This window comes from Pseudoxanthomonas sp. SGT-18 (genome assembly GCF_003931645.1).
Lineage (GTDB): Bacteria > Pseudomonadota > Gammaproteobacteria > Xanthomonadales > Xanthomonadaceae > Pseudoxanthomonas.
Genome location: NZ_RRYJ01000002.1, coordinates 147,367 through 173,800 on the forward strand (window position 1 = coordinate 147,367; position 26,434 = coordinate 173,800).

At 72.4% G+C, this 26,434-nt stretch carries 24 protein-coding genes; 10 read left to right on the top strand and 14 right to left on the bottom strand.

The window, feature by feature from the left end; genetic code table 11:
• Positions 1–99 precede the first annotated feature (99 nt).
• Together xseA and queG are read right to left on the bottom strand one after the other, a co-directional pair.
• Positions 100–1,458 carry an exodeoxyribonuclease VII large subunit gene (xseA, locus tag EIM47_RS03755; protein WP_125076175.1) on the bottom strand — a complete coding sequence of 453 codons (1,359 nt, stop codon included), beginning with the start codon at positions 1,456–1,458 and terminating at the stop codon, positions 100–102.
• Positions 1,459–1,585: 127 nt separating this feature from the next.
• A complete protein-coding gene (queG, locus tag EIM47_RS03760; RefSeq protein WP_028914787.1) occupies positions 1,586–2,674 on the bottom strand; it encodes a tRNA epoxyqueuosine(34) reductase QueG in 1,089 nt (362 codons plus the stop codon).
• A 60-nt stretch (positions 2,675–2,734) separates the two neighbouring features.
• Here queG and EIM47_RS03765 point away from each other — a divergent pair, with 60 nt between their 5' ends.
• The 6 genes from EIM47_RS03765 to EIM47_RS03790 all read left to right on the top strand — a co-directional run bounded on the left by EIM47_RS03765 (position 2,735) and on the right by EIM47_RS03790 (position 10,177).
• Positions 2,735–4,246 carry an NAD(P)H-hydrate dehydratase gene (locus EIM47_RS03765; RefSeq protein ID WP_125076176.1) on the top strand — a complete coding sequence of 504 codons (1,512 nt, stop codon included), beginning with the start codon at positions 2,735–2,737 and terminating at the stop codon, positions 4,244–4,246.
• The gene (gene tsaE / locus EIM47_RS03770) at positions 4,240–4,716 is read left to right on the top strand and encodes a tRNA (adenosine(37)-N6)-threonylcarbamoyltransferase complex ATPase subunit type 1 TsaE (RefSeq protein ID WP_019399675.1); all 477 of its coding nucleotides are present in this window, start codon (positions 4,240–4,242) and stop codon (positions 4,714–4,716) included. The genes EIM47_RS03765 and tsaE overlap by 7 nt, the downstream gene beginning before the upstream one ends.
• Positions 4,717–4,797: 81 nt before the next feature.
• Positions 4,798–6,348 (top strand): N-acetylmuramoyl-L-alanine amidase, encoded by a 1,551-nt coding sequence (locus tag EIM47_RS03775; protein ID WP_125076177.1) that lies wholly within the window; start codon positions 4,798–4,800, stop codon positions 6,346–6,348.
• Between the two features lie 84 nt (positions 6,349–6,432).
• Positions 6,433–8,277 (top strand): DNA mismatch repair endonuclease MutL, encoded by a 1,845-nt coding sequence (gene mutL / locus EIM47_RS03780; RefSeq protein ID WP_125076178.1) that lies wholly within the window; start codon positions 6,433–6,435, stop codon positions 8,275–8,277.
• Positions 8,274–9,227 (top strand): DUF1684 domain-containing protein, encoded by a 954-nt coding sequence (locus EIM47_RS03785; protein WP_051403648.1) that lies wholly within the window; start codon positions 8,274–8,276, stop codon positions 9,225–9,227. Before mutL ends, EIM47_RS03785 begins: the two co-directional genes overlap by 4 nt.
• Positions 9,228–9,241: 14 nt before the next feature.
• Entirely contained in the window at positions 9,242–10,177 is a 936-nt protein-coding gene (locus tag EIM47_RS03790; protein WP_125076179.1) for a TraB/GumN family protein, read from the top strand.
• Between the two features lie 15 nt (positions 10,178–10,192).
• Here the strand turns inward: EIM47_RS03790 and rnfB are convergent, their stop codons facing one another.
• Positions 10,193–10,618, bottom strand: a complete 426-nt coding sequence (gene rnfB / locus EIM47_RS03795) for an Rnf electron transport complex subunit RnfB (RefSeq protein ID WP_125076180.1) — start codon at positions 10,616–10,618, stop codon at positions 10,193–10,195.
• 98 nt (positions 10,619–10,716) lie between these two features.
• Here rnfB and EIM47_RS03800 point away from each other — a divergent pair, with 98 nt between their 5' ends.
• Positions 10,717–11,181 carry a hypothetical protein gene (locus EIM47_RS03800; protein ID WP_125076181.1) on the top strand — a complete coding sequence of 155 codons (465 nt, stop codon included), beginning with the start codon at positions 10,717–10,719 and terminating at the stop codon, positions 11,179–11,181.
• 9 nt (positions 11,182–11,190) lie between these two features.
• Here the strand turns inward: EIM47_RS03800 and EIM47_RS03805 are convergent, their stop codons facing one another.
• The 4 genes from EIM47_RS03805 to EIM47_RS03820 all read right to left on the bottom strand — a co-directional run bounded on the left by EIM47_RS03805 (position 11,191) and on the right by EIM47_RS03820 (position 17,789).
• A complete protein-coding gene (locus EIM47_RS03805; RefSeq protein WP_125076182.1) occupies positions 11,191–11,781 on the bottom strand; it encodes an HAD family hydrolase in 591 nt (196 codons plus the stop codon).
• 113 nt (positions 11,782–11,894) lie between these two features.
• Complete coding sequence (gene metG / locus EIM47_RS03810) at positions 11,895–13,997, bottom strand: methionine--tRNA ligase (RefSeq protein ID WP_125076183.1); 2,103 nt, start codon at positions 13,995–13,997, stop codon at positions 11,895–11,897.
• Between the two features lie 119 nt (positions 13,998–14,116).
• Positions 14,117–17,101 (bottom strand): TonB-dependent receptor, encoded by a 2,985-nt coding sequence (locus EIM47_RS03815; RefSeq protein ID WP_028914780.1) that lies wholly within the window; start codon positions 17,099–17,101, stop codon positions 14,117–14,119.
• A gap of 247 nt (positions 17,102–17,348) precedes the next feature.
• The gene (locus tag EIM47_RS03820) at positions 17,349–17,789 is read right to left on the bottom strand and encodes a DUF2147 domain-containing protein (protein ID WP_019399895.1); all 441 of its coding nucleotides are present in this window, start codon (positions 17,787–17,789) and stop codon (positions 17,349–17,351) included.
• A gap of 214 nt (positions 17,790–18,003) precedes the next feature.
• Here EIM47_RS03820 and apbC point away from each other — a divergent pair, with 214 nt between their 5' ends.
• Complete coding sequence (gene apbC, locus EIM47_RS03825) at positions 18,004–19,074, top strand: iron-sulfur cluster carrier protein ApbC (RefSeq protein ID WP_232210971.1); 1,071 nt, start codon at positions 18,004–18,006, stop codon at positions 19,072–19,074.
• Positions 19,075–19,192: 118 nt separating this feature from the next.
• The gene (gene dcd, locus EIM47_RS03830) at positions 19,193–19,765 is read left to right on the top strand and encodes a dCTP deaminase (RefSeq protein ID WP_019399897.1); all 573 of its coding nucleotides are present in this window, start codon (positions 19,193–19,195) and stop codon (positions 19,763–19,765) included.
• Positions 19,766–19,783: 18 nt separating this feature from the next.
• Here dcd and EIM47_RS03835 read toward each other — a convergent pair whose 3' ends face one another.
• From EIM47_RS03835 to EIM47_RS03845, 4 genes are all read right to left on the bottom strand, one after another.
• A complete protein-coding gene (locus tag EIM47_RS03835) occupies positions 19,784–19,963 on the bottom strand; it encodes a DUF5668 domain-containing protein (protein WP_019399898.1) in 180 nt (59 codons plus the stop codon).
• A gap of 110 nt (positions 19,964–20,073) precedes the next feature.
• A complete protein-coding gene (locus tag EIM47_RS15630) occupies positions 20,074–20,238 on the bottom strand; it encodes a DUF5668 domain-containing protein (protein ID WP_019399899.1) in 165 nt (54 codons plus the stop codon).
• Positions 20,239–20,267: 29 nt separating this feature from the next.
• On the bottom strand, positions 20,268–20,675 hold the full coding sequence (locus EIM47_RS03840; protein WP_037034477.1) for an HIT family protein: 408 nt from the start codon (positions 20,673–20,675) through the stop codon (positions 20,268–20,270).
• Entirely contained in the window at positions 20,672–21,373 is a 702-nt protein-coding gene (locus tag EIM47_RS03845) for a dienelactone hydrolase family protein (protein ID WP_019399901.1), read from the bottom strand. The genes EIM47_RS03840 and EIM47_RS03845 overlap by 4 nt, the downstream gene beginning before the upstream one ends.
• 152 nt (positions 21,374–21,525) lie before the next feature.
• On the opposite strand from EIM47_RS03845, the gene rimO reads away from it, so the two are divergent.
• The gene (rimO, locus tag EIM47_RS03850) at positions 21,526–22,893 is read left to right on the top strand and encodes a 30S ribosomal protein S12 methylthiotransferase RimO (protein WP_125076184.1); all 1,368 of its coding nucleotides are present in this window, start codon (positions 21,526–21,528) and stop codon (positions 22,891–22,893) included.
• A 169-nt stretch (positions 22,894–23,062) separates the two neighbouring features.
• Here the strand turns inward: rimO and EIM47_RS03855 are convergent, their stop codons facing one another.
• The 3 genes from EIM47_RS03855 to EIM47_RS03865 form a co-directional block, all read right to left on the bottom strand.
• Positions 23,063–24,082, bottom strand: a complete 1,020-nt coding sequence (locus EIM47_RS03855; RefSeq protein ID WP_125076185.1) for a DegV family protein — start codon at positions 24,080–24,082, stop codon at positions 23,063–23,065.
• Between the two features lie 95 nt (positions 24,083–24,177).
• Positions 24,178–24,678: a transcription elongation factor GreB gene (greB, locus tag EIM47_RS03860; protein ID WP_028914778.1), complete on the bottom strand. Its 501-nt coding sequence runs from the start codon at positions 24,676–24,678 to the stop codon at positions 24,178–24,180.
• 97 nt (positions 24,679–24,775) lie between these two features.
• Positions 24,776–26,332 (bottom strand): helicase HerA-like domain-containing protein, encoded by a 1,557-nt coding sequence (locus EIM47_RS03865; RefSeq protein WP_028914777.1) that lies wholly within the window; start codon positions 26,330–26,332, stop codon positions 24,776–24,778.
• Between the last annotated feature and the right edge of the window lie 102 nt (positions 26,333–26,434).

Sequence of the window (26,434 nt, forward strand, 5' to 3'; positions counted from 1 at the left end):
GGCCGTCTCCGGTTGCGCTTCCAGCCTGCCTGCGGTCGATGCCGGGGCGATTACCGCCGGATGACGGCCTGGTGACAGACGCCGCGCGGATGCGCCCGCTCACGGCCGTGACGGCGGATCCGGTGTGACCGACCCGACCGTCAGCGCCACGGTGCCGTCGCGCAGGCGGGCCTGCACGCGGTCGCCCGGCGCGACCTGGGCGACCGAGTGCACCAGGGCGCCATCGTCGCCGCGGGTGACGATCGAATAGCCGCGCGCCACCGTGGCCAGCGGGCTGCACGCTTCCAGCGAGCGCGCCAGGGCGCGCAGCTTGAGCGCATCGCGCTGCAGGATCCGGGCGATCGCGGCCTGCGGGCGCGACTGCAGGCGCAGCAGGCGTTCGCGCAGCTGCGCGACGCGTCGCTGCGGATGGTGGGCGCGCAGTACCGCGCCGGCGTGGCGCAGGCGTGCGTGCTGGTGCTGCAGCTGTTCGCGCCAGCGTGCTTCCAGCCGGCGTCGCAGGGCTTCCTGGCGTTGGCCGAGCAGGCGCAGCCGGTTCTGCGGCGACTGTGCCTGCAGGCGCAGCGCGGCGCGGTCGGCACGCTGCATGGCCTGGCGCAGGCGATGGCCCTGGATCGCGCGCAGGCGGCCGTGCAGCACGCCGATGCGCGCCAGCAGGTCGCGCCGGTCCGGTACCAGCAGCTCGGCGGCCACCGACGGCGTGGGCGCACGCACGTCGGCGGCGAAGTCGGCCAGGGTGAAGTCGGTTTCGTGCCCGACCGCGGAGACGACCGGCACCGGCGATGCGGCGATCGCACGCGCCAGGCGCTCGTCGTTGAACGCCCACAGGTCTTCCAGCGAACCGCCGCCGCGCGCCAGCAGGATGGCGTCGTAGCGGCCGCTGGCGCCGGCGCGCTGCAGCAGCGAGGTGATCTGCGCCGCGGCGGTCTCGCCCTGGACCAGGCTGGGGAGGATTTCCACGTCCAGCAGCGGGCAGCGGCGGCCGAGCACGCTCAGCACGTCGCGCACCGCCGCGCCGGTGGGCGAGGTGATCACGGCCAGGCGCCGCACCCAGCGCGGCAGGGGGTGCTTGCGTGCGGGGTCGAACAGGCCCTCGGCCTCCAGCTTCGCCTTCAACGCCTCGTAGGCGCGGCGCAGGGCGCCTTCGCCGGCTTCCTCCAGGTGGTCCAGCACCAGCTGGTAGTCGCCGCGTGCCTCGTACAGGGTGAGCCGGCCGCGGGCCAGCACCTTCATGCCCTCGCGCGGCACGAACTTCAGCCACTGGCTCTTGGGCCGGAACATGGCGCAGCGCACCTGGGCGCGCGCGTCCTTGAGGTTGAAGTACAGGTGCCCGGAGGCCGGACGGGTGACGTTGCCCAGCTCGCCCTCGACCCAGACCAGCGGGAAGGCACTCTCCAGCAGGTCGCGCGCCAGCGTGTTGAGCTGGGCGGGGGTGAGGACGGGGTTCTGCTCGGACATCGGCGCGTACGGCTCGGCGGGACAGGATAGCGCGGCAGCGTGCGTGGTGCCGGAGGCGCTCCGGGCGGCCAGCCCAGAGCGAGCCGTCGCGGCGCCCGGCAGCGCCCCCCAAATCACCAATCACCAATCACGCCCCTCGATGCCGCTCCAGCGCCCAGGCCACATGCTCCCGTACCAGCTGCGAAGGGTGCTCGCGGCGCGATTCCAGCGCGGCGACGACTTCCGGCGTGGTCGGAGCGTTGCCCAGGGCCACGGCGATGTTGCGCAGCCAGCGCTCGTGGCCGCTGCGGCGGATCGCGCTGCCCTCGGTGCGGCGCAGGAACTCCTCCTCTTCCCAGGCGAACAGCTCGGCGAGGGTGGCCTGGTCGAGGTTGTTGCGGGCGCGGAAGTCCGGCTCGTCGGTGCGCCGCGCGAACTTGTTCCAGGGACACACCAGCTGGCAGTCGTCGCAGCCGAAGATGCGGTTGCCGATCGCAGGGCGCAGCTCCTCCGGGATCGGGCCGTCGTGCTCGATGGTCAGGTAGGAGATGCAACGCCGCGCATCCAGCCGGTAGGGCGCGGTGATCGCCCCGGTCGGGCAGGCGGGGATGCAGCGGCTGCAGGTGCCGCAATGCGCGCTGGCCGGCGGATCCACCGGCAGCGGCAGGTCCAGGTAAATCTCGCCGAGGAAGAACCAGGAGCCGCCGTCCTTGTCGATCAGGCAGGTGTGCTTGCCGATCCAGCCCAGCCCGGCGTTGCGCCCCAGTGCGCGCTCCAGCACCGGCGCCGAGTCCACGAACACGCGGTAGCCGAAGGCGCCGAATTCCCGTTGCAAGCGTTCGGCCAGCTTCTGCAGCCGGTTGCGCATCAGCTTGTGGTAGTCGCGGCCCAGGGCGTAGCGGGCCACGTAGGCGCGGCGGCCATCGGCCAGCGTGGCCCAGGCCTGGTCCCCGTCCTGGCCGTAGTCCAGGCCCACCGAGACCACCCGCACCGTTCCCGGCACCAGTTCACGCGGACGGCTGCGCGCGGTGCCATGGCGCGCCATCCAGTCCATGGTTCCGTACAGGCCCTGGGCCAGCCAGTCGCGCAGGTGGGCCTCGTCCTCGGCCAGGTCCACGCCGCTGATGCCGCAGCGCTGGAAGCCGTGCTCGCGCGCCAGCTCGCGCACTCGCCGTGCGGCAGCGACGAGGTCGATCGCCGCGGGCTGGGCCGGGCTTGCGGGCGGGGTGGGGGACATGCGCCGATTATAGGAGCCGCCGCAACGCCGGCCCCGGCGCCCGCGGCTTAGAATTGCGCCATGCCTGCCTCCGCCACCCTGCTGTTCGACAGCCGCGCCGCCCGCCGGATCGACCAGGAGGCGACCGCCGCGCTCGGCGGCGACGGCTACGTGCTGATGACACGCGCCGGCGAAGCTGCCTGGCGGGTGCTGCGCGAACGCTGGCCGCATGCGCGCCGGATCGTGGTGGCCTGCGGCAGTGGCAACAACGGAGGCGACGGCTACGTGCTGGCGCGGCTGGCCTTGCAGGCCGGCCTGGACGTGCGCGTGGTGCTGCCGGCCGGCGTGCAGCCGCGCACGCCGCTGGCGCAACGTGCCGCGGCCGATTACGCCAGCATCGGCGGCACCCTGGAACACTTCCCCTGCGCGCTGGACGATGCCGAGCTGCTGGTCGACGCGCTGCTGGGCATCGGCCTGGAGGCGGCGCCGCGCGAACCAGTGGCCGCTCTGGTCGCGGCGCTGGACGCGGCGCAGGCGCCGGTATTCGCGCTCGACGTCCCTTCAGGCATCGACGCCGACCGCGGCAGCGCGCCGGGCGTCGCCCTGCGCGCCGACTGCACCCTGCAGTTCATCGTCGAACACAGCGGCCTGCGCACCGGCATGGCCCTGGACCACACCGGCGAACTGCTGCTGGACACCCTGCACGTGGACGCCGCGGCGTACGCGGCGGTGGCGCCGCCATGCGCGCGCCTGCTGGATGCATCCGCGCTGGCGCAATGGCTGCCGCCGCGGCCGCGCGACAGCCACAAGGGCCGCGCCGGCCACGTGCTGTGCGTGGGCGGCGACCACGGCAGCGGCGGCGCGGTGCTGCTGGCGGTGGAAGCCTCGCTGCGCAGCGGTGCCGGCCTGGCCAGCGTGGCCACGCGCGAGGCGCACGTGCCGGCGCTGCTGGCGCGGCGCCCGGAAGCGATGGTGCACGCGGTCGAGGATGCCGAGGCGCTGGCGCCGCTGCTGGCGCGCGCCAGCGTCGTCGCCTGCGGACCGGGCCTGGGGCGCAGCTCGTGGTGGGGCGGTGCGCTGTTCCGCAAGGTGCTGGAGAGCGACCTGCCGCACGTGCTCGATGCCGATGCCCTGAACCTGCTGGCCGAAGCGCCCATGCCACTGGGCGACGCGATCCTCACCCCGCATCCGGGCGAGGCCGCGCGCCTGCTGGGCAGCAGCACCGCCGCGGTGCAGGCGGACCGCTACGTCGCCGCGGCCGCGCTGGCGCAGCGCTACGGCTGCGTGGTGGTGCTCAAGGGCGCCGGGAGCATCATCGCCGCGCCGGGCGAACTGCCCTGCGTGCTCGACGCCGGCAATCCCGGCATGGCCACCGGCGGCATGGGTGACCTGCTGACCGGCACCATCGCCGCCATGCGCGCCCAGGGGCTGGACGCGTTCCAGGCCGCCTGTGCCGGCGCCCTGCTGCACAGTGCCGCCGGTGACGCCGCGGCAGCCGACGGCGGCCAGCGTGGCCTGTTGCCCTCGGACCTGCTGCCGTGGCTGCGGCGGCTGGCCAATCCCCCTTCTTTGCAGGCAGTTTCCCGATGCTGATCGAGCTTCCCGGTCCCGAGGCCACCGACGAACTGGGCCGCGCCCTGGCCGCGAGCCGGCCGCAGCCGGCCGTGGTCCACCTGCACGGCGACCTGGGCGCCGGCAAGTCCAGCCTGGCACGCGCGCTGCTGCGCGCGCTGGGGGTGCAGGGGCCGGTGCGCAGTCCCACCTACACCCTGGTCGAGCGCTACCCGGTGCCCGGCGGCGAGGCCTGGCACCTGGACCTTTACCGCATCGCCGATGCCGGCGAGCTGGACTTCCTCGGCCTGGACGGCGACGAGGCCACGCTGTGGCTGGTGGAGTGGCCCGAGCGCGGCCAGGGCGCGCTGCCGGCGCCGGACCTGGAAGTGCACCTGGCGGTCGCCGGAGCCGGGCGCCGCGCCCGCCTGGAAGCCCGCTCCGCGGCGGGCCAGGCCTGGCTGTCAGCCCTCGACCTGAACGGGCGGTTGCAGGGCGTTCCTGCCGGGTGATCGCAAAAAGATCCCCCAGGTGGCGGATTCTTAAAGGATTTTCACTTGCAATGCACGCCGGCTGGTGATTGAATCCGGCCCATGTGCCACCTCCTCGCCCGGTTTGGCGTGCTGGCGGCGGGCCTCGTGCTCGCCGTGATCGGCTGCGTGGGCGATGCCCTGGCCGGCGAGGTGAAGGGCCTGAGCCTGCAGCAGGGGCCCACCGGAACCCGCGCCGAGGTGCAGCTGCACGGCGCCGGGCAGTTCAAGACCCTGAGCCTCAGCGGGCCGCACCGGCTGGTGCTGGACCTGCCCGAATCGCACGCCGCCGCGGGCCTGAAGCTGCCGGCCCCTGCCGGCCTGGTGACCAACGTGCGCACCGGGCAGCCGGTGCCAGGCACCTACCGCATCGTGTTCGAACTGGCCGCGCCGGTGGCCAGCCTGCCGGTGCGCGCCGAGCCCACGCCGGAAGGCGCGCGCCTGGTGATCGAATGGCCGGGCGACGGCCCGGTGACCCCGGCTACCGCTGCCAGCCCATCCGGGCCGGGGCCGGCCACGGTCGCCGCGGCTCCAGCCGCCACCGCTTCCGGTTCCGGCGACACGCCCGCGCCGGCCAGCGATGCGGCCGCGCGCGCCGAGGCCGCGCGTGCCACCGCGCTGCTGACCGCGCAGGTGGTGCGGGCCGGCCGTGCCAGCGAGCCGGCGTCGCAGCCGGCGCAGCCGGCACCGGCGGCGGTCTCGCCGCAGGCCATCCTCGAGGGCCGCGCCGGTGCGCTGGCCGGCACCCCGGCGCCTGCGACCACCACGCCGGCCACGCCCGCTACCGACAATGCCCCGCCGCCGGCCGCCACCCCGGCGCCCGCGCCGGTGCGCCCGGCGGTCAATGCCGCCGCCGCGCGTCCGCTGATCGTGGCCATCGACGCCGGCCACGGCGGCCAGGACCCGGGCGCGATCGGCCCCACCGGCAAGCGCGAGAAGGACGTGACCCTGGCCATGGCGCGCGAGCTGGCGCGCCAGATCGATGCCACCCCGGGCCTGAAGTCCTTCCTGGTGCGCGACAGCGACGTGTTCATCCCGCTGCCGATGCGCGCCCAGCGCGCGCGCGCGGCCAAGGCCGACATCTTCATCTCGATCCACGCCGACGCGGCCGAGAACCGCAACGCGCGCGGCTCCTCGGTCTACGTGCTGTCGACCAAGGGCGCTTCCTCGCAGCGCGCGCGCTGGCTGGCGGACAAGGAAAACGCCGCCGACCTGGTCGGCGGCGTGCGCCTGCAGCAGACCGAGGCGGTGCTGGCCAACGTGCTGCTGGACCTGGCCCAGAGCGGGCACATGCGCGCCTCCGAGGACGCGGCCCTGCACGTGCTCGGCGGCCTCAAGCGCGTGGGCAACAACCACAAGCCCAACATCGAGCGCGCCAACTTCGCCGTGCTGCGCACCTCGGACATGCCGGCGATGCTGGTGGAGACGGCCTTCATCTCCAATCCGGACGAGGAGAAGCGCCTCACCGACCCGGCGTTCCAGCGCAAGGTCGCCGGCGCGGTGCTGGAAGGCATCACCACCTATTTCAGCCGGCAGCCGCCGCCGGGCACGCTGTTCGCGATGCGCGCCGAGGCCGACCTGGCCGCGGCCGGCGGCGCGGGCGGCACGCCCTGATCCAAGCGCGGGCCGGCGCGCCGGCGGCGCGGCGGCTATCATCACGCCTGATCCTCCTGACGGCCTGCGCGCCGCCGTGATGCCGTGCCGATCCGACAGCTTCCCGACACCCTGATCAACCAGATTGCCGCCGGCGAGGTGGTCGAACGCCCGGCCTCGGTGGTCAAGGAACTGGTCGAGAACGCCCTCGACGCCGGCGCCACGCGCGTGGACATCGACCTGGAGGAGGGTGGCATCCGCCTGATCCGGATCCGCGACGACGGCGGTGGCATCCCGCCCGGGGAACTGCCGCTGGCGGTCAGCCGCCACGCCACCAGCAAGATCGCCTCGCTCGACGACCTGGAAGCGGTGGCCACCCTCGGCTTCCGCGGCGAGGCCCTGCCCTCGATCGCCTCGGTCAGCCGCTTCATGCTCGCCTCGCGCACCCGCGACGCCGAGCACGGCGCGGCGCTGCACGTGGACGGCGGCCAGATCGGCGAGGTGGTGCCCAAGGCGCACGCGCCGGGCACCACGGTGGAAGTGCGCGACCTGTTCTACAACGTGCCGGCGCGGCGCAAGTTCCTGCGCGCCGAGCGCACCGAGCTGGGCCACATCGAGGAATGGCTGCGCTCGCTGGCGCTGGCGCGCCCGGACGTGGAGCTGCGGGTGAGCCACAACGGCAAGCCCTCGCGCCGCTACCGCGCCGGCGACCTGGACGCGGCCGCGCGCCTGGGCGAGACCCTCGGCGACGACTTCGCGCGCAGCGCGCTGCGCATCGACCACAGCGGCGCCGGCCTGCGCCTGCACGGCTGGATCGCGCAGCCGCACTATTCGCGTGCCAGCGCCGACCAGCAGTACCTGTACGTCAACGGCCGCGCGGTGCGCGACCGCAACGTCGCCCACGCGGTGAAGCTGGCCTACCAGGACGTGCTCTACCACGGCCGCCAGCCGGCCTACGTGCTGTTCCTGGAGCTGGATCCGACCCGGGTGGACGTCAACGTGCACCCGGCCAAGCACGAGGTGCGCTTCCGCGACGCCCGCCTGATCCACGACTTCGTGTTCCGCACCCTGCAGGAGGCGCTGGCGCAGACCCGCGCCGGCATGGAGGCCGGCGTCGCCGCCGCCATGCCCGCCGGCCAGCCGGCCGCGGCCTGGGGCGGCGCCGCGCCCGCTGCCGCACCGGCCGTGAGCGATGGCGGTGCCCGCCCGTTCGTGCCGTGGACGCCGGCGCCACAGCCGCTGGGCCTGCGCGTGGACGAGGCGATGGGCGCGTACGCGGCGCTGTACGGACAGGCGGACGGGGCCACGCCGGCCGCGCCGCCGCTGCCACGCCAGGACCAGGCCCTGCCCGAGGGCAGCGGCGAGATCCCGCCGCTGGGCTACGCGATCGCGCAGCTGCACGGCATCTACATCCTGGCCGAGAACGCCGACGGCCTGGTGGTGGTGGACATGCACGCCGCCCACGAACGCATCGGCTACGAGCGCCTGAAGGCCGCGCACGACGGCATGGGCCTGCGCGCGCAGCCACTGCTGGTGCCGCTGTCGCTGGCGGTGGGCGAGCGCGACGCCGACGTCGCCGAGTGCGAGGCGCAGACCCTGGCCGAGCTGGGCTTCGAGGTCACCCGCAGCGGCCCGCAGACCCTGGCCGTGCGCAGCGTGCCGGCGCTGCTTGCGCATGCCGATCCGGAAGCGCTGCTGCGCGACGTCCTGGCCGACCTGCGCGAGCACGGTGCCACCCGCCGCGTGGCCGCCGCGCGCGACGAGCTGCTTTCGACCATGGCTTGCCATGGCGCGGTGCGCGCCAACCGGCGCCTGACCATTCCGGAAATGAACGCCCTGCTGCGCGACATGGAAGCCACCGAGCGCTCCGGGCAGTGCAACCACGGGCGCCCGACCTGGGCGCGATTCACGCTGGGGGAAATCGATCGATGGTTCCTGAGGGGAAGATGAGGGCCCTGCGCGCCATGGGGATGGCGGCGCTGCTGGCGGCGCTGGCCGGCTGCGGCGGCGAGGCGGGCAGCGACGATATCTCCGCCGAGGCCGAGCGCGCGGCCGCCGCGGCGGTGTTCCAGGCCGGGCAGGAGGCCTGGCGCCGGGAGCGCGAGCAGGAGCTGCTGCGGCCGGACGGCTGGACCAGCCTGGTCGGCCTGCACTGGCTGGAGCTGAAGGCGCACTACATCGGCAGCGGCGAACGCATCGCCAGCAACATGCGCCTGGCCTTCGGCCCGGAGCGCATGGGCCTGGTCACCCGCGACGACGACGGCCGCTACTGGTTCACCCCGGAGCAGGGCGTGGAGCTGACCCTCAACGGCGAGCCGCTGCGGGGCAAGGTGCGGCTTTACAGCGACCATGACCCGGAGAAGGCGGTGATCGGCTTCGACGGCGACAAGGGCAGGCTGACCCTGGTCCAGCGCGGCAACCGCCATGCCCTGCGCGTGCGCCACGCCGACGCGCCCACCCGGGTGGGTTTTGCCGGGCTGCAGTACTGGCCGGCCGATCCGGCCTGGCGGATCGAGGCGCGCTTCGTGCCGCATCCGCCGGGCAAGACCCTGCCGATCGCCGACATCGTCGGCACCCGCAACGACTCGCCCAATCCCGGCTACGTCGAGTTCGAGCGCGACGGCCGCAGCTTCCGCCTGGAGGCGCTGGGCGGGCCGGAGGAAGGCCTGTTCTTCGTGCTGGCCGACCGCACCAGCGGCCACGGCAGCTATCCGGCCGGACGCTTCCTCGACGCCGACTGGCCGGGCGAGGACGGCAAGGTGGTGCTGGACTTCAACCGCGCCTACAACCCGCCGTGCGCGTTCACCCTGTTTGCGACCTGCCCGCTGCCACCGCCGGAGAACCGCCTGGACCTGGCGATCACCGCCGGCGAGAAGAACTACACCGGGAACGTGCACTGACCCCGGGAGCGCCGATGCACGCCCTGTTTCCCCGCGCCTGCGGCCCGTCCCGTCGCTTCGCCCGCCTGGCGGTACTGCTGCTGGGGCTGCTGCTGACGCTGCCGGTGCTGGCCGCGCCGCCGGTGCCGCTGCTGTGGAAGGTCTCCGACGCGGACAATTCCGTGTACCTGCTGGGCTCGTTCCACATGCTGCGCCCCGGCGACGAGGTGCTGGCCGCCGAGGTCGAGGACGCCTTCGCCGCCGCCGACGCACTGGTGTTCGAACTGGCGCCGGACGAGGCGACCTCGCCCACGCTTGCGGCCGCCATGCTGCGGGCCGCGCTGCGCAAGCGCCCGGGCACGCTGCAGGACGACCTGGGGCCGGCGCTGTGGGCGCGGATGCAGGCGCACGCCGCCGCCACCGGCCTGCCGCTGGCGCAGCTGTCCGGGGTCGAGCCGTGGTTCCTGGGGCTCACCCTGGCGATCGGGCAGCTGCAGCGGATGGGCTTCGACCCGGCGCTGGGCCTGGACCGGCAGCTGATGCAGGCCGCCGCCAGTGCCGGCAAGCCGGCGTCCGGGCTGGAGCGGGCGGCCGACCAGATCGCGGTGCTGGCCGGGATGCCGCTGGCCACCCAGGTGCAGATGCTGGACCAGTCCCTGGCGCAGGCCGAGGCCGGGGACGAGGCCATCGAGGCCATGTACCGCACCTGGCGCCGCGGCGATGCCGAGGGCCTGTGGCGGCTGCTGGGCGAGGACCTGCGGCGCCAGTACCCGGAGCTGTACCGGCACATCAACGTGGCCCGCAACGAGGCCTGGCTGCCGCAGATCCGGCAACGCCTGGAGCGGGGCCAGGGCGACGTGCTGGTGGTGGTCGGCGCGCTGCACCTGCTGGGCAGCGACGGCCTGGTCGAGCGCCTGCGCGCGCAGGGGTACCGGGTCGAGCGCGTGTGCCGCGCCTGCGCCGGCCGCTAGCGTTCCGCGCCGGCCTCAGGCGGCCGGCGCCGGCTCCATCACGATGCAGTCCACCGGGCAGGCGGGCACGCACAGCTCGCAGCCGGTGCACAGTGGATCCAGCACCACGTGCATCAGCTTCGGGCCGCCGATGATGGCGTCCACCGGGCAGGCCTGGATGCACTTGGTGCAACCGATGCAGTCCGCCTCCACCACCACCGCCACCGCCGGCGGCTTGCACTGGCCGCGGCTGCGGTCGTAGGGCACGGGCGGCACGCCCAGCACCCGTGCCAGCGCACGCGCGCCCTCGTCGCCGCCGGGCGGGCAATGGTCCGGTCCGGCCTGGCCGGTGGCCATGGCCTCGGCGTACGGGCGGCAGCCGGGATAGCCGCACTGGCCGCACTGGGTCTGCGGCAGCAGGCGGTCGAGGCGTTCGACCAGGGGCGGAAGCGGAGCGGACATGCGCGGGCGATGCGGCGGGCCGGCCATTATCGCCGCTGCGCCGCCTGTACACACGCGCCGCGGCGCCGCATGCTGCGTGGACGAGAGGAGGGCAACCGATGTCCTGGAAACGGATCTGGCCGGTGGCGGCGCTGCTGGCGGCCGCGCCGCTGGCCGCACAGCCGCCGGCCCACGCGGCGCACGCGGTGGCGGTGCAGGCCTACACGGCGCCGGTGGCGCCGGACATCCAGGCGCCGGAGCTGCGCGAACTGGAACCGGTGCTGCGCGAGGCCCTGGCCGGCGCGCCGGACTTCGCCGGCGGCCAGGTGCTGGTGCAATGGGGTTGCGGCACCGACTGCCTGCGGCTGCTGGCCGCCGACCGCGGCAGCGGGCGGCTGGTGCAGTTGCCGGGCGCGGCCTGCTGCTGGGCGGGCGAGGGCGAGATGCTGGACTACCGCGCCGACAGCCGCCTGCTGGTGGTCAGCGGCCGGCTCGGGGACGGCCCTGGCCATGGCCGCCACTACTTCGTGTTCGAACACGGGCGCTTCGTGCCGGTGTTCTTCGAGCCTGTGCCGGCCGACTGATCCGGCGCCTCAGGCGATGCGCCGGCCGCGCCACCAGCGTTCGTGTGCCAGCGCCAGCATCGCCTGGTCCTCGCGGCTGTCGCCGTAGGCGTGGATGCGCGCGTAGCGCGACAGGTCGTAGCGGGCGCGGATGTCGTCTGCCTTGTGCGCGCCGCGGTCGCCGCCGGCGTAGCGGCCGGTCAGGCGGCCATCGACGCTTTCCAGGCGGTTGCAGACCAGCTCCAGCCCGTGCCGTCGGCACCACGGCGCCAGGAAGGCGTCGAGCGAGCCGGAGACGATCACCACGGTATGCCCGCGGGCGCGGTGCGCGGCGATGCGTTGCATCATCTCCGGCCGCAGCAGGCCCGGCAGTTCGCGCTCGGCGTAGTCGGCGCCGGCGGCGCGGACCCAGGCAGCGTCGCGCCCGGCGAATGCCTTGCGGGTGGCCCGCACGCGCAGCGCCGAGGCCGACACCAGGCCCAGCCGGTAGCCGGCCACCCAGGGGCCGATGGTCCAGCGCGCCCGTGCCAGCTGCCCTGGCGTGGCCAGGCGGCGCAGGAAGCGGCCGTAGGTATCGCAGGTGGTGACGGTGTGGTCGAAGTCGACCAGGGCCAGTTCCATCGGCCTCCCTCGCGTCCCTTGCATGGGGCGGCGCGGGCCGCCGTTGCGGGTGCCGCCGTTGCCGCGCCCGCGGATGGGCCTGCGCCACCGGGCGGCGCAGGCCGCAGTGCGGATCAGCGCACCGGCATGCCGGCCTGGGCGCCTTCGTCGGCGTCCAGCAGGGCCAGCGCACCGCCGTCGAAGCCGGCCGACAGGATCATGCCCTCGCTGATGCCGAAGCGCATCTTGCGCGGGGCCAGGTTGGCGATGAACACGACGTTGCGGCCGACCAGCTTCTCCGGTTCGCCGTAGCTGGCGCGGATGCCGGAGAAGATCTGGCGCTGGCCCAGCTCGCCGGCGTCCAGCAGGAAGCGCAGCAGCTTGTCCGAGCCTTCCACGAAGCCGCACTCCAGCACCTTGCCGATGCGCAGGTCGAGCTTGGCGAAGTCCTCGATGCCGATGTACTGCGGCGCGCTGGCCGCCGGCGCGGCGTCCTTCTTCGCCTCGGCCTTCTTTTCCGGCTGGGCGGCGGGAGCGGCGGCGAGGGTGTCCTTGGAGGCTTCGGTCATGGCGTCGATCAGCTTGGGGTCGATACGGGTGAACAGGGGGGTGTAGGCGGCCAGGGTGCGGCCGGCCAGCCCGGTGCGGCGGTCCAGCGCCAGCTCCGTGCCCAGCCAGGCCTCGACCCGGGCGATGGTGGCCGGCACGATCGGCTTGAGCACGCCGGCGATGTCGGCGAAGGCCTGCAGCGCGGTGCCCAGCACCAGGTGCAGGTCGGCGCGGCGTGCCGGGTCCTTGGCCAGCGCCCACGGCGCGGTGCGCGCGATGTATTCGTTGGCCAGGTCGGCCGCGGCCATGGCGTTGCGGGCCACGGCGGCGAAGTTGTCGTGCTGGTACAGCTCCGGCGCGCCGGCCAGCGCCTCGCGCACCTGGGCCAGCAGCTGCTCGGCGTCCTGCGCCCAGCCCCCGCTGGTGCCGGTGTCGGCGCCCGGCGCGGGCAGCTGGTTGCCGAAGTGCACGTCCAGCAGCTTGGCGCAGCGGCTTGCGATGTTGACGAACTTGCCGACCAGGTCGCTGTTCACGCGGGCGACGAAGTCGGACAGGTTGAGGTCCAGGTCGTCCACGCCGCCGGAGGACTTGGCCGCGAAGTAGTAGCGCAGCGCGTCCGGGTCCAGGCCCACGTCCAGGTAGGTGCGGGCCATGATGAAGGTGCCGCGCGACTTGGACATCTTGGCCCCGTCCACGGTCAGGTAGCCGTTGACGTGCAGGCGGTCGGGCTTGCGCAGGCCGTTGCCGTGCAGCACCGCCGGCCAGAACAGGCCGTGGAAGTTGACGATGTCCTTGCCGATGAAGTGGTGCAGCTCGGCGTGGTCGCCCGGCTGCAGCAGCCGCTCCATGGCCGCCTCGTCGAAGCCGCCGGCCTTGCCGCTGCGGGCCAGGGCCAGCAGGCTGGAGAAGTAGCCGATCGGCGCGTCCAGCCACACGTAGAAGTACTTGCCGGGGTGGCCGGGGATCTCGAAGCCGAAGTAGGGTGCGTCGCGGGAGATGTCCCAGTCGCGCAGGCCGCCTTCGCCTTCGATCCACTCGGCCAGCTTGGCCTTGACCCCGGGCAGGGCCACGTCGCCGGCCAGCCACTCGCGCAACACCTCGGTGTACTGGCCCAGGCGGAAGAAGAAGTGCTCGGAGGCACGCAGCTCCGGGGTGGCGCCGGACACGGCCGAGCGCGGATCGATCAGGTCGGTGGGGCCGTAGGTGGCGCCGCAGACCTCGCAGTTGTCGCCGTACTGGTCCGGGGACTTGCAGCGCGGGCAGGTGCCCTTGACGTAGCGGTCGGGCAGGAACATCTGCTTGACCGGGTCGTACAGCTGCTCGATCGAGCGGCGCTCGATGCTACCGCGCGCCTCCAGGGCGGCGTAGAAACGCCCGGTCAGCTCGCGGTTCTCCTCCGAATGGGTGGAGTGGTACCAGTCGAAGGCCACGCCGAAGGCGTCGAAGTCGCGCTCGTGCTCGGCCTTGATCCGGGCGATGAAGGCCTCCGGGGTGACCCCGGCCTTCTCCGCCGCCAGCATGATCGGGGTGCCGTGGGTGTCGTCGGCGCAGACGTAGTACACCGCGTCCCCGCGCATGCGCCGCGCCCGGACCCAGATGTCGGCCTGGATGTAGCCGACCAGGTGGCCCAGGTGCAGCGGGCCGTTGGCGTAGGGCAGGGCGTTGGTGACGAGGACGGAGCGGGACATGGCGGTCGGTGGGGAAAGGGACCGCCGATTATCGCATGCCGGGCGCTCCGGGCCCGCCGGGCGGCTGCCGGCGCCGCCGCGCACGGGCCCGGCGGGGCCGGGCCCGTGCGCGGCGGCGCTCAGAAGCGGTAGGTCGCGCCCATGTAGAAGAACCGGCCGATGCTGTCGTAGTTGGCGCTGCCGATGTCGGCGCCGAAGTAGTTCAGCGGCGGGTCCTTGTCCGAGGCGTTGTCGATGCCGAGGTACACGTTCAGCTCGCTCTCCGGGAAGGTGTAGCCCAGCCGGAGGTTGTGGTAGGTGTACGAGCCATTCATGATCGGCCTGGCCGAGCCCGGGTTGGCGTTGTAGCTCTTGGGCTGGACCCGCAGGTTGCCGTCGACGTACTTCATGTTCCAGCTGGCGCTCCAGTTGCCGAACTCGAAGCTGTTGTCCAGCGTGGCGCGCCAGCGCGGGTCGGTGTAGTAGGTGACGTTCTCGTCGAACTCGTCCGGGAAGTCCTGGAACTGCCACTCCCGCGACTGCAGCAGGCGGGTGCCGACGAAGCGCGAGACCGCGCTGGCGCCGAACAGGTTGTAGCGGTAGTCGATCTCCAGGTCCACGCCGACCCGGCGCGACTTGGCCAGGTTCTCGTTCAGCGCCACCCAGCGGGTGATCGAGTAGGCCGGGAAGTCGCGGCCCTGCGGGTCGACGTAGCCGCCCACCGGGGCGCGGGTGATCATGGCGCAGAACTGGTTGCCGATGCCGCCGGGCGAGTCGACGCAGCGGGTGGCCAGGGTCTGCGCGTTGACCGCGCCGATCGCGTCCTTGAGGGTGATGTTCCAGTAGTCCACCGACACGCCCAGCCCGTTGATGAAGTCCGGCTGCCATACCAGGCCCAGGGTCCAGCTGCGGGCGCGCTCTTCCTCCAGGTCCGGGTTGCCGCCGCTCACGCCCGGCCGGCTGGCACTGAAGGTGTCGATCCAGCCTTCCGGGATGCCCAGCGCGCTGCAATTGGCCACGCGCAGGGCGCGGTCCTCGGCGGTATCCGGGCGGTTGGGGTTGGTGGGCTGGTAGTTGCAGGGGTCGTTGATGGTCGCGAAGTTCTCCGACTGCGGGTTGTACAGCTCGCCGATGCTCGGCGCGCGCACCGCCCGCGCCAAGGTGCCGCGGAAGCGCAGGGTGTCGATGATTTCCCAGTTCAGGCCGATGTTCCAGGCCAGGGTCTCGCCGATGCTGCTGTAGTCGGAGTGGCGCGCCGCCAGGTCCAGGGACATGTTGTAGATGCCGGGCAGGTCGGCCAGCAGCGGGATGGTGGTCTCGGCGAACACCTCGGTGACGTCGTACTCGCCGCCGCGGCTGGGGATGGCGTTGAGGAAGGTCAGGCCCAGCGCGGCCAGCGGGTCGGTGTTCTCCTGGCTCTTCTCCTTGCGGTACTCCACGCCCGCGGCGAAGCCCACGTCGCCGGCCGGCAGCGAGAACAGCCGGCTGTTGGCCACCGAGGCCGCCACCACGTTCTGCTCCAGGGTCGAGGAATTGAGCGAGGTGGTGTTGAACCAGGCGATCGCCTCGGGCGTGCGCGCCACCGCGCCGTCGCCGAACACGCTGAACGGGATGCAGCCGTTGCTGGCGAAGCTGGAGTAGCGCGTGCCGGTGTGCGGGTTGACCGCGTCCTCGTCGATGCTGGCGCGGCAGACGATGTTGCCGTTCTCGTCGCGCACCGCGTCCAGGCCGGCGTGCCAGCGCTCGTTGATGCGGTTGTTGAGGTTGCGGCGGTCGATCTTGGACTGGCCGTAGTTGACCGATGCCTCGTAGGTCCAGTCCTCGCCGAGGTTGCCCTCGAAGCCGAACACCGCGCGCACGGTCTGGCGGTCCACGTCCTCGCCGCGCCGGCCGGCGTCGACGTTGAAGCGGGTGACCTGCAGCTGGGTCAGGCCGTTGGCGTCCATCAGCGCGCCCAGCTCGGGCGAGATGAAGGCGTTGTCGCGGCGGATGCGGATCGGCTGGTCGAACGCCGGCTGGCCGTAGAAGTTCGACTCGGTCTTGCTGTACTTGCCCTCGAAGAACATGCGGTGGTTCTCGTTGAGCTCGAAGTTCAGCTGGAAGTTGGCGCTGAAGCGGTCGAACGCCGGCTCCAGGTCGGCCACCGCGTTGAGGTCGGCGAAATCGCAGTCCACGCATGAGGTCGGGCTGACCACCACGCCGTCGTAGCGGGCGCGGCGGAACGTGCCGTCCGGGTTGAACAGGTAGCGGTTGGTCGGGTTGTTGACGTTGAAGCTGCCGATGGTGAACACGCCGCCGTAGGAGATTGAGTGGTTGCCGCCGGGCCTGGCGAACACGTTCTGCGGGTTGCGCTGGCTGGGCGGCTGGCTGGGGTCGAAGTCCGGGTTGGGCACCGAGACCATGAAGCGCCGCCCGATCTCGCGGTCGCCGCGGCCGAAGCGGTCCTGGGTGCTGTACTCGAGCGAGAAGGCCGCGTTGCCGCGGTCGTCGGCGAAGTTCTTGCCGGCGGTGAAGCTGACGAAGGAGCGGTCGAAGCTGCCTTCGTCGGCCATGCCGTGCTGGCCGCGCAACTCCATGCCCTCGAAGTCCTTCTTGAGGATGAAGTTGACCACGCCGGCCACCGCATCGGCGCCGTACACGCCCGACACGCCGCCGGTCATCACCTCCACGCGCTCGATCCATTCCACCGGGATGGTGTTGACGTCGACCGCGGTGGAGCCGGGGCTGGCACCCACGTGGCGGCGGCCGTTGACCAGCACCAGGGTGCGGGACGTGCCCATGCCGCGCAGGTCCAGCAGGCCGAGGCCCGCGGTGCCGATGAAGCGGGTGGAATTGCCCAGGGTGTAGGTGGGCGACAGCGCCGGCATCCGCGCCATCAGGTCGCCGATGTTGGTGGCGCCGGTGCCGCGGATTTCCTCGGCGGTGACCGCGGTCACCGGGGCGGGGGTGATGAAGCCGGTGCGGGCGATGCGCGAGCCGGTGACGATCACCTGGTCCAGCTGGGTGGGTGCGCCGTCCTGGGACCCGGATTCCTGGGCGAGGGCGGGACTGGCGAGGGGTGCGAGCAATGCCATCACCAGGGCAGCGGTGAGGCGGTTGCGGGGGATGACGATCCTGTCATTCATACGGCCACCTGCGCTTTGGGGGACGCCAGAATGCTAGGACCTTCAGGAAAAAATAATTGTTGAGTTATTCGTTATTTCAGAAGTTTTTCTCTATCGGGTAAATGCCGTCCGATTTGCATTGTATATACGCAAGTCCCTGATTATCCCGGAAATATGAATACGTATGGGAATTGTGCAGGCGCCGTGAAAAAGAAGGGGCGCCATCATGGCGCCCCTTCACGGATCCTGTGCCTTGCTTAATGCGGCGTCACTCGCGGATCCAGGTCTGCGACTTGCAGATGAAGGCGACGCAGCCGGAAACCTCCAGCTTCCTGCCGCCGTCGATCAGGGCCAGCTTGGACTTGTACACCTTGCCCTCGTCGGGCTTGAGGATGGTGCCGCCGGAATACTTGCCGCCGCCGTCGGCCTTCATCCCGCGGATGATCTCCATGCCGGTGATCGGCTTGCCCTTGCGGTCGTCGCTGCACTTGTCGCAGGTCGGGTTGGGGCGGCTGGGGTTGATCAGTTCGACGATCCGGCCGCTGAAGCTGCCGTCGGCGGCCTGGGTGATCTCGACGTAGGACTTGGGCTTGCCGGTCTCGCCGTCGATGGTCTTCCAGCGGCCGACGACCGGATCGGCGGCCGCGGCGGTCATCGAGGCCAGGGCCAGAAGCGGCAGGGCGAGGCCGGCCAGCAGGGTCTTGCGCATGTTTTCCTCCCGGATGCAGATGGCCTGCCGGATGCGGCGGGCCTGGCCTCTTATACCAGCATCCGCCCCCGTACGGCTGACCGGATGCGGACGCTGCGTGGCGCCGCCGGGGGGCAGCCAAGCGGCGCGCATTCTTGTACCGTGGCGCGCTTAACCGATATCGAGCCGGTCGCCCGCGCCACCCGGGGCGGGGCCGGCCTGGCGTGACCTACACATGACTGCTGCTTCCCCCCTCCAAGACATCCTCGCCATCCTGGAAGACCCGGCCGGCGGCGGCCCGCTCGGTGCGGCCGTGCGTTGGGACGCGCGCCCGGGCGGCCGCGGCGCCCAGGTCCAGGGCACCACCGGATTCCCGTTTTCCGCCGCCTGGGCGGCCCAGCTGCAGGCGCGCGCCGAGGCGGCCCTGGCCGCCGCCGGCCAGGCGCTGGAAACGTTCGAACTGCGCCCGCGGATCGCCGCCCACGCGGTGCAGGGCGGGCTGGCCCCGCATCCGCGCATCCGCAACGTGGTCGCGGTCGGCTCGGGCAAGGGCGGCGTCGGCAAGTCGACCACCGCGGTGAACCTGGCGCTGGCGCTGCAGAGGCTCGGCGCGCGCGTCGGCGTGCTCGACGCCGACGTGTACGGCCCCAGCGTGCCGGCCATGCTGGGCCTGTCCGGGCGGCCGGAGAGCCCGGATGGCAAGTCGATCGAGCCGATGCGCGCGTTCGGCATCGAGGCCATGTCCATCGGCCTGCTGGTCGAGCAGGACACGCCCATGATCTGGCGCGGGCCGATGGCCACCTCGGCGCTGATGCAGCTGTTCACCGACACCCTGTGGGGCGACCTGGACTACCTGGTGGTCGACCTGCCGCCGGGCACCGGCGACATCCAGCTGACCCTGGCGCAGAAGATCCCGGTGGCCGGTGCGGTGGTGGTGACCACGCCGCAGGAGATCGCCACCCTGGACGCGCGCAAGGCCGTGGCCATGTTCAACAAGGTCGAGGTGCCGGTGCTGGGCATCGTCGAGAACATGGCCATGCACGTGTGCAGCAACTGCGGCCACGTCGAGCACGTGTTCGGCCACGGTGGGGCGCAGGCCATGGCCGAGCGCTACGGCGTGCCGCTGCTGGGCTCGCTGCCGCTGGACCTGCGCATCCGCGAGCAGGGCGACGCCGGCGCGCCGGTGGTGGTGGCCGCGCCGGACGCGGCTCCGGCCCAGGCCTACCTGGCCGCCGCGCAGGCGCTGGCCACCGCGCTGGCCCGGCGCCCGCGCGCCTCGATTCCGATCGCGGCCCGGCTGGCCTGACGCCCCGGTCCGCGCTTCCCGCCGCCGCGGCGGGAGGCCCGGCCGGGCGCGGGTACACGCGGCCCGGCTGGCCCCCTACAATCGCGCGTTCACGCGCCTTGCCCCAGGGAACCACTGCATGAGCATCAAGAGCGACCGCTGGATCCGGACGATGGCCGAACAGCACGGCATGATCGACCCGTTCGAGCCCGGACAGGTGAAGCAGGTCGACGGCAGGCGCATCGTCAGCTACGGCACGTCCAGCTACGGCTACGACGTGCGCTGCTCGCGCGAGTTCAAGGTCTTCACCAACATCAACTCCACCATCGTCGACCCGAAGAACTTCGACCCGAAGAGCTTCGTGGACGTGGTCGGCGACGAGTGCATCATCCCGCCCAACAGCTTCGCGCTGGCGCGCACGGTGGAGTACTTCCGCATCCCCCGTGACGTGCTGGTGGTGTGCCTGGGCAAGAGCACCTACGCCCGCTGCGGCATCATCGTCAACGTCACCCCGCTGGAGCCGGAGTGGGAGGGCCACGTGACCCTGGAGTTCTCCAACACCACGCCGCTGCCGGCGCGCATCTACGCCAACGAGGGCGTGGCCCAGATGCTGTTCCTCCAGTCCGACGCGGACGACGTGTGCGAGACCTCGTACAAGGACCGCGGCGGCAAGTACCAGGGCCAGACCGGGGTCACCCTGCCGCGCACCTGAGCAGGCGCGCCCGCCGGCTCAGCCGCAGCGGGTGCCGTCGCCGCGGCGCAGCAGCCAGCCGGCGCCGACCGCGATCAGCGCCAGCGGCCACCAGGTGGACAGCACGCGGCCGGCATCGATGCCGATTCCGAGGTTGTCGAGCAGGAACAGGACGCCCAGCACGATCAGGACGAGGGCGGGAACCAGGCGACGGCACATGGCGGCTTCCTCCTTGGGGGATGGAGCGCATCTTGCGCCGCCGCCGGACCGGCGTCAGGTGACAGGCGTCAGCCACCGCTGCCGCCCCCTGTCACCGGCGGCCGCGCGGCTTACTTGCGCCGCAGCAGCATGGCCACGCCGACCACCACCAGGCCCGCCGGCCACCAGGTGGCCAGCAGCGCGCCCAGCCCCGTGTCGATCCAGCCCAGGTTGCGGGCCAGGAAGAACAGGCCCACGACGATCAGGACGAGGGCGGCGAACACGTTGGAACCCATGGGCGCGTAACCGGCAGTGGAAAGGGCGCCTATCCTAGCCGCGAACGCCAGTCCGCGGCAGCCGCCGCCAGCGCCTCCGGGGCGTGCCGCACCGCGCTGCCGCTGCCCCACACCGGCCCCGGCCAGGCGGCGTCGCCCGGGTGCCGGCCGACCAGGTGCACGTGCAGCTGCGCCACCACGTTGCCCAGCGCGCCGATGTTGAGCTTCTCCACCCCGGGCGTGGCGCGCAGCGCCTGCGCGGCGCGGTTGAGCTCGGCCAGCAGCAGGCGCTGCTGGTTGCCGTCCAGGTCGATCCACTCGCGCGCCCCGGGCACCCGCGGCACCAGCAGCAGCCAGGGGAAGCGGGTGTCGTCCATCAGCCGCACCTGCGACAGCGGCCCGTCGGCGACGAACACGCTGTCGGCGGCCAGGCGCGGGTCCAGTTCGAACCCGCTCACTGCAGGTGCTCGGCGAAGAAGGCCAGGGTGCGCTCGCGCGCCAGCCGCGCGCTGGGCTTGTCGTAGGCCTTCGGATCGACCTCGCGGTTGAAGGCGTGGCCGGCGGGGTAGGTGTGGACCGGCATGCCCGGCAGCTTGAGCCGGTGCTGCTCCACCGCCTCCGGCGGGATCGAGGGGTCCTGCTCGCCGAAGTGGAACATCACCGGCGCCCTGGGGCTGGCGACCAGGGCCGGGTCGTCGAGGAAGGCGGTGTTGCGCGCGCCGTAGTAGCTGACCGAGGGCAGGCCCAGCCTCAGTGCGCCGAGCATGGCCAGGGTGCCGCCCCAGCAGTAGCCGACCGTGCCCACGGCGCCGCGCGGCTCGTTGAACGCGCCCAGGTAGCGGCGCAGGCGCTGCGCGGCCGCATCGAGGATCTGCAGCGCGGCGTCGAAGCCCAGTTCGCCGGCCAGCTTGCGGCCGTGGGCGAAGCCGGCCTCGTCGTAGCCCAGCTCCACGCCGGGCTCCACCGGGTCGAAGAACGCAGGCGCCAGCACCGCGTAGCCCTCGGACACGAAGTCCTCGGCCACCGCGCGGATGTGCGGGTTGACCCCGAAGATCTCCTGGATCACCACCAGGCCGCCGCGCGGCGCCGACGGCGGACCGGCCTGCCAGGTCGCGACCTGGCCGCGGGGCGTGTCGAGCTGGATCCATTGGCCCATGGCGTCGTCCTCGGTTGTGGGGGGGGGGGCGCCATTATGCGTCGCCCGGGCGTTCCGGCCGCGTCTGCGGGCGCGGTGGCCGGGGCGGGTATAATCGCGCGCCCCGCGCACCGGCCCGCCGGTCGCGCCCGCCCGCCGTTCCCGAGCTTCCCATGTCCGTGCACAACCCCAAGGTCGGCTTCGTCAGCCTCGGCTGCCCGAAGGCGCTGGTCGATTCCGAACGCATCCTCACCCAGCTGCGGGTGGAGGGTTACGACATCGTCCCGACCTACGACGATGCCGACGTGGTGGTGGTCAACACCTGCGGCTTCATCGACTCGGCCGTGGCCGAATCGCTGGACGCCATCGGCGAGGCGATGAACGAGAACGGCAAGGTCATCGTCACCGGGTGCCTGGGCAAGCGCTCGGAACTGATCCGCGAGCAGTACCCGGACGTGCTGGCCGTGTCCGGGCCGCAGGACTACGCCAGCGTGATGGAGGCCGTGCACAAGGCGCTGCCGCCCAGGCACGACCCGTTCGTGGACCTGGTGCCGGACTACGGCATCAAGCTGACCCCGCGCCACTACGCGTACCTGAAGATCTCCGAGGGCTGCAACCACCGCTGCAGCTTCTGCATCATCCCGTCCATGCGCGGCGACCTGGCTTCGCGGCCGGTGGACGAGGTGCTGCGCGAGGCCGAGCGCCTGGTCAAGGGCGGCGTGCGCGAGCTGCTGGTGGTGTCGCAGGACACCTCGGCCTACGGCGTGGACCTGAAGTACGCGCCGGGCACCTGGCGCGGCCGCGAGTACGCCACCCGGATGAAGGCCCTGTGCGAGGGCCTGTCCGGGCTGGATGCCTGGGTGCGGCTGCACTACGTCTACCCGTACCCGCACGTGGACGAGGTGATCCCGCTGATGGCCGAGGGCAAGGTCCTGCCGTACCTGGACATCCCGTTCCAGCACGCCAGTCCGCGCATCCTCAGGCTGATGAAGCGCCCGGGCGCGGTCGACAAGACCCTGGAGCGGATCCAGCGCTGGCGCGCGACCTGCCCCGAATTGACCATCCGCTCGACCTTCATCGTCGGCTTCCCCGGCGAGACCGAGGCCGAGTTCGAGGAACTGCTGGATTTCCTCGACGAGGCCCAGCTGGACCGCGTCGGCGCCTTCGCCTATTCGCCGGTGGAAGGCGCGGCCGCCAACGACCTGCCCGGCGCGGTGCCGGAAGAGGTCAAGCAGGAGCGCCTGGCCCGCTTCATGGAGCGCCAGGGCGAGATCTCGGCCGCGCGCCTGGAGGCCAAGGTCGGCAGCGTGCAGCGCTGCCTGGTGGACTTCCTCGACGGCGAGCTGGCGATCGCCCGCTCCATGGCCGATGCGCCGGAGATCGATGGCACCGTGCAGATCCAGGACGGCCGCGATGCCGGCCTGCAGCCGGGCGAGTTCGTCGACGTGCGGATCATGGGCAGCGACGAGCACGACCTCTACGGCGAGGTCGAATACGCCGAAACCGGCGACACCTCGCCGCTGGCGCTGCGCGTGCTCTGAGCCCCGCGCAGGCGGCAACCTCGAGGGCGGCGCCGCAAGGCGCCGCTTTCGTTTCCGGGGAGCGCCGCCGCAGCTTGGCGGCGCGAATCCGGCGGCAGGCCAGGCCCGCCGCGGCCGATTTCCGGCCCGGGCTCTCCCGGCGGCCGGGAGCGGTGCGGGCCGTCGCCGCTCAGGGCGCCTCGTTGGGGACGGGACCGGAATAGGCCAGGGTCAGCCCGCCGGGGCCGATGTTCATCATCCCGGTGATGCTCATCTGCAGCACGTGCAGGGAGACGCCGGCGCGCTCGCAGGCCTGGCGCAGCTCGCCCAGTTCCGGGGTCGCGTGCAGTTCGCCCATCGCCCCGGCGTAGGAGACGATCACGTGCGGGGTGTGCAGCTGGCCTTCGGCCACCCTGCGCGCGGCGTGCCGGAACAGCTTGCCCCAGGCCTGGGCGCGGCCGCGGTACTTGCTCACCGGGTGGGTATCGCCCTGGTAGCCGCGGATGATCGGCTTGATGTCCAGCGCGCTTCCCAGCAGCACGCTGGTCAGGTGGATGCTGCGGTCGCCGCGCACGCGCGAGCGGGTGCGTGCATAGCCCAGGTCGTCGGGGATGTAGTAGGTGTAGGTGGTATCGACGATCCGCAGCAGCTCGGCGCGGACGTCCTTGGGCGACATCCCCGCCTGCAGCATGTCGCGCAGCGCCATCGCCGCGATGCCGGCCCCGGCGAACATGTTGCGGGTATCGATCACCCGGAACTGGAACGGCCGCCGCATCTCGGCCGCCTGGCGCAGGCCGCGGATGTGGTGCAGCGCCAGCGCGCTGCCCTCGCTGCAGGCCTCGTGGATCGGGCTGCGGGTGGAGGTGATGGTCAGGCAGTAGACCGAGTCGTAGTCCAGGGCGAAGCGCTCGATGAAGAAGTTCTTCATCTGCGCCGCGTCCAGCGGGATCGACTGCCCGGCCACGCCCTCGCCGTTGCCGTTCTCGCGCATGTAGCGCGCGCTGGCCTCCGGGTCGTGCTGGTCGATGTAGGTGCTGGCGCCGATCCTGATCGGGATCGGGATCACCGCCACGTCCGGGTCGGCCAGGAACTCCGCCGAGACGTCGACCGAGGCGTCGATCACGATGCCGGTACGGGCGCGATGGGTGCGGGGCGCGGGCGCCAGCGCAGCGGCCGGCGCGGCGGCCAGGCCGGTTTCAATAGCCGTCAAAGCACTTCCCCTGATGCGATTGCAGTCAGGCGGGAAGGTCGCCGGTCGGCGCGGGGGACGTCAAGCTGCGTCGCCGTATGGCCGCCGCCGGCGGCTCAGCCGTAGCTCACGTCCACCACCACGAAGCGCGCCGGGCCGCCGGGCAGCTGCGCCTCGACCTCGTCGTCGATGCGCTTCTTCAGCAGGGCACGGGCCAGCGGCGAGTCGATGCTGATATGGCCCTGGGCCGCATCGGTCTCGTCCGGGCCGACGATGCGGTAACGCATGCACTCGCCGGTGGCCAGGTTCTCCAGCTCCACCCAGGCGCCGAAGTAGACCGCCTCCGGGTCGGAGGGCACGGTATCGACCACCCGCAGGGCGGGGATGCGCTTGGACAGGTAGCGCACGCGGCGGTCGATCCCGGCCAGCTGCTTCTTGCGGTAGGTGTACTCGGCGTTCTCCGAGCGGTCGCCCTCGGCCGCGGCGGCGGCCAGCGCCTTCACCACTTCCGGGCGCTGCACCCGCCACAGGTCGTCCAGCTCGGCCTTGAGCCGGTCGTGGCCGTCGCGGGTGATCAGGGCGGTGCTTTTCTCGGGGGGCGGACGCCAGCGCGACATGCGGACAACCGATGGGTATTGCGGGGGCGTGATGCTAGCGCCTGGTGGCGTGGGCGGGGAGTCGGCGGTCGTCGCCGCCTGCGCGGCGCCGGGGCGCTCAACGCCGGCCGAAGATGCCGCCGAGGATGCCGCGCACGATCTGGTTGCCGATCTGCCCGCCGTACTTCTTCCCGGCCTTGCCGGCCACCGACTCGCCGATGCTGCTGCCGAGACTGCGGCCAACCGAGCCGCCGACGTTGCGCGCGGTCTGCTTGGCCACCGTCTGGACCACGCCCTGGCGGCGCTTGGTGCCGAACAGGAACTCGCCGATCTTCTGGCCGATGCCGCCTTCGCCGTCCTGCTGCGCCGGCGGCGTGCCGGCGGGTGTGCCGGCCTGGACCCGCGCGGCCAGCAGCTCGGCCGCCGATTCGCGGTTGACCGGGGTGTCGTAGCGGGTACCGACCGGGCTGGCGGCGCGCACCCGGGCGCGCTCGGCCGCGGTGATGGCGCCCATGCGGCAGCGCGGCGGGGCGATCTTCGTCACCTGCACCGGCGCGGGGATGCCGCCGGCCTGCAGCGTGCTGACCAGGGCTTCGCCGGTGCCCAGCTGGGGCAGGGTGGCGGCCACGTCCAGCTTCGGGTTGGGCACGAAGGTCTGGGCCGCGGTCCTGACCGCCTTCTGGTCGCGCGGGGTGTACGCGCGCAGCGCGTGCTGCACGCGGTTGCCGAGCTGGCCGAGGATGTTGTCCGGCACGTCGTCCGGGAACTGCGAGCAGAAGTACACGCCCACGCCCTTGGAGCGGACCAGCCGCACCACCTGCTCGATGCGCTGGCGCAACGCCGGCGGCGCGTCGTCGAACAGTAGGTGGGCCTCGTCGAAGATGAAGGCCAGCTTCGGCTTGTCCAGGTCGCCCACCTCCGGCAGGCTCTCGAACAGCTCGCCCAGCAGCCACAGCAGGAAGGTCGAGTACAGCCGCGGCTTGAGGATCAGCTGGTCGGCGGCGAGGATGCCGACCACGCCGCGGCCGTCATGGTTGACCCGCATGATGTCGGCCAGTTCCAGCGCCGGCTCGCCGAAGAACTGTTCGCCGCCGTCCTGGGACAGGCGCAGCAGGGCGCGCTGGATCGCAGCCACCGTCTGCGCGCTGACCAGGCCGTATTCGGCCGAGACCGCCTTGCGCTCCTCGGCCACCAGGCCGAGCAGCGCGCGCAGGTCGTCCAGGTCCAGCAGCAGCAGGCCGCGGTCGTCGGCCAGCTTGAACACGATGTCCAGCACCCCGGCCTGGGTGTCGTTGAGCTCGAGGATGCGCGCCAGCAGGGTGGGGCCCATCTCGCTGACGGTGGTGCGGACCGGGTGGCCGAGCTTGCCGTACAGGTCCCAGAACACCACCGGGCTGGCTTCCGGCGCGTAGTCCTTCACGCCGATGGCCGCGGCGCGTGCGGCCAGCTTCTCGCCGCCTTCGCCGGCTACCGCGAGCCCGGCGACGTCGCCCTTCACGTCGGCCACGAACACCGGCACGCCGATGCGCGAGAAGCCTTCGGCCAGGGTCATCAGGGTCACGGTCTTGCCGGTGCCGGTGGCGCCGGCGACCAGGCCGTGGCGGTTGGCGAGCGCCGGCAGCAGGGTGACCGGGACGTCGTCGGTGGTGCCCTTGCCGAGCAGGATCGGGTCCATTGGGGCCTCGCGCGGTGGAATGGCCGGGATTCTAGCGGCGTCGGCGCGGGTTGCCCCTGCGCGGCGGCGGGGGCTACCCTGCCTGTCGCTTCTGGAACCCGC

Bases quoted from the DNA above. Each gene is read 5' to 3' on its own strand.
- queG (WP_028914787.1), bottom strand. From the start codon at position 2,674: ATGTCCCCCACCCCGCCCGCAAGCCCGGCCCAGCCCGCGGCGATCGAC.
- tsaE (WP_019399675.1), top strand. From the start codon at position 4,240: ATGCTGATCGAGCTTCCCGGTCCCGAGGCCACCGACGAACTGGGCCGC.
- rnfB (WP_125076180.1), bottom strand. From the start codon at position 10,618: ATGTCCGCTCCGCTTCCGCCCCTGGTCGAACGCCTCGACCGCCTGCTG.
- EIM47_RS03815 (WP_028914780.1), bottom strand. From the start codon at position 17,101: ATGAATGACAGGATCGTCATCCCCCGCAACCGCCTCACCGCTGCCCTG.
- metG (WP_125076183.1), bottom strand. From the start codon at position 13,997: ATGTCCCGCTCCGTCCTCGTCACCAACGCCCTGCCCTACGCCAACGGC.
- EIM47_RS03765 (WP_125076176.1), top strand. From the start codon at position 2,735: ATGCCTGCCTCCGCCACCCTGCTGTTCGACAGCCGCGCCGCCCGCCGG.
- rimO (WP_125076184.1), top strand. From the start codon at position 21,526: ATGTCCGTGCACAACCCCAAGGTCGGCTTCGTCAGCCTCGGCTGCCCG.
- EIM47_RS03865 (WP_028914777.1), bottom strand. From the start codon at position 26,332: ATGGACCCGATCCTGCTCGGCAAGGGCACCACCGACGACGTCCCGGTC.
- EIM47_RS03785 (WP_051403648.1), top strand. From the start codon at position 8,274: ATGAGGGCCCTGCGCGCCATGGGGATGGCGGCGCTGCTGGCGGCGCTG.
- EIM47_RS03820 (WP_019399895.1), bottom strand. From the start codon at position 17,789: ATGCGCAAGACCCTGCTGGCCGGCCTCGCCCTGCCGCTTCTGGCCCTG.
- EIM47_RS03800 (WP_125076181.1), top strand. From the start codon at position 10,717: ATGTCCTGGAAACGGATCTGGCCGGTGGCGGCGCTGCTGGCGGCCGCG.
- apbC (WP_232210971.1), top strand. From the start codon at position 18,004: ATGACTGCTGCTTCCCCCCTCCAAGACATCCTCGCCATCCTGGAAGAC.
- EIM47_RS03775 (WP_125076177.1), top strand. From the start codon at position 4,798: ATGTGCCACCTCCTCGCCCGGTTTGGCGTGCTGGCGGCGGGCCTCGTG.
- EIM47_RS03805 (WP_125076182.1), bottom strand. From the start codon at position 11,781: ATGGAACTGGCCCTGGTCGACTTCGACCACACCGTCACCACCTGCGAT.
- EIM47_RS03835 (WP_019399898.1), bottom strand. From the start codon at position 19,963: ATGTGCCGTCGCCTGGTTCCCGCCCTCGTCCTGATCGTGCTGGGCGTC.
- greB (WP_028914778.1), bottom strand. From the start codon at position 24,678: ATGTCGCGCTGGCGTCCGCCCCCCGAGAAAAGCACCGCCCTGATCACC.
- EIM47_RS15630 (WP_019399899.1), bottom strand. From the start codon at position 20,238: ATGGGTTCCAACGTGTTCGCCGCCCTCGTCCTGATCGTCGTGGGCCTG.
- EIM47_RS03790 (WP_125076179.1), top strand. From the start codon at position 9,242: ATGCACGCCCTGTTTCCCCGCGCCTGCGGCCCGTCCCGTCGCTTCGCC.
- EIM47_RS03845 (WP_019399901.1), bottom strand. From the start codon at position 21,373: ATGGGCCAATGGATCCAGCTCGACACGCCCCGCGGCCAGGTCGCGACC.
- dcd (WP_019399897.1), top strand. From the start codon at position 19,193: ATGAGCATCAAGAGCGACCGCTGGATCCGGACGATGGCCGAACAGCAC.
- xseA (WP_125076175.1), bottom strand. From the start codon at position 1,458: ATGTCCGAGCAGAACCCCGTCCTCACCCCCGCCCAGCTCAACACGCTG.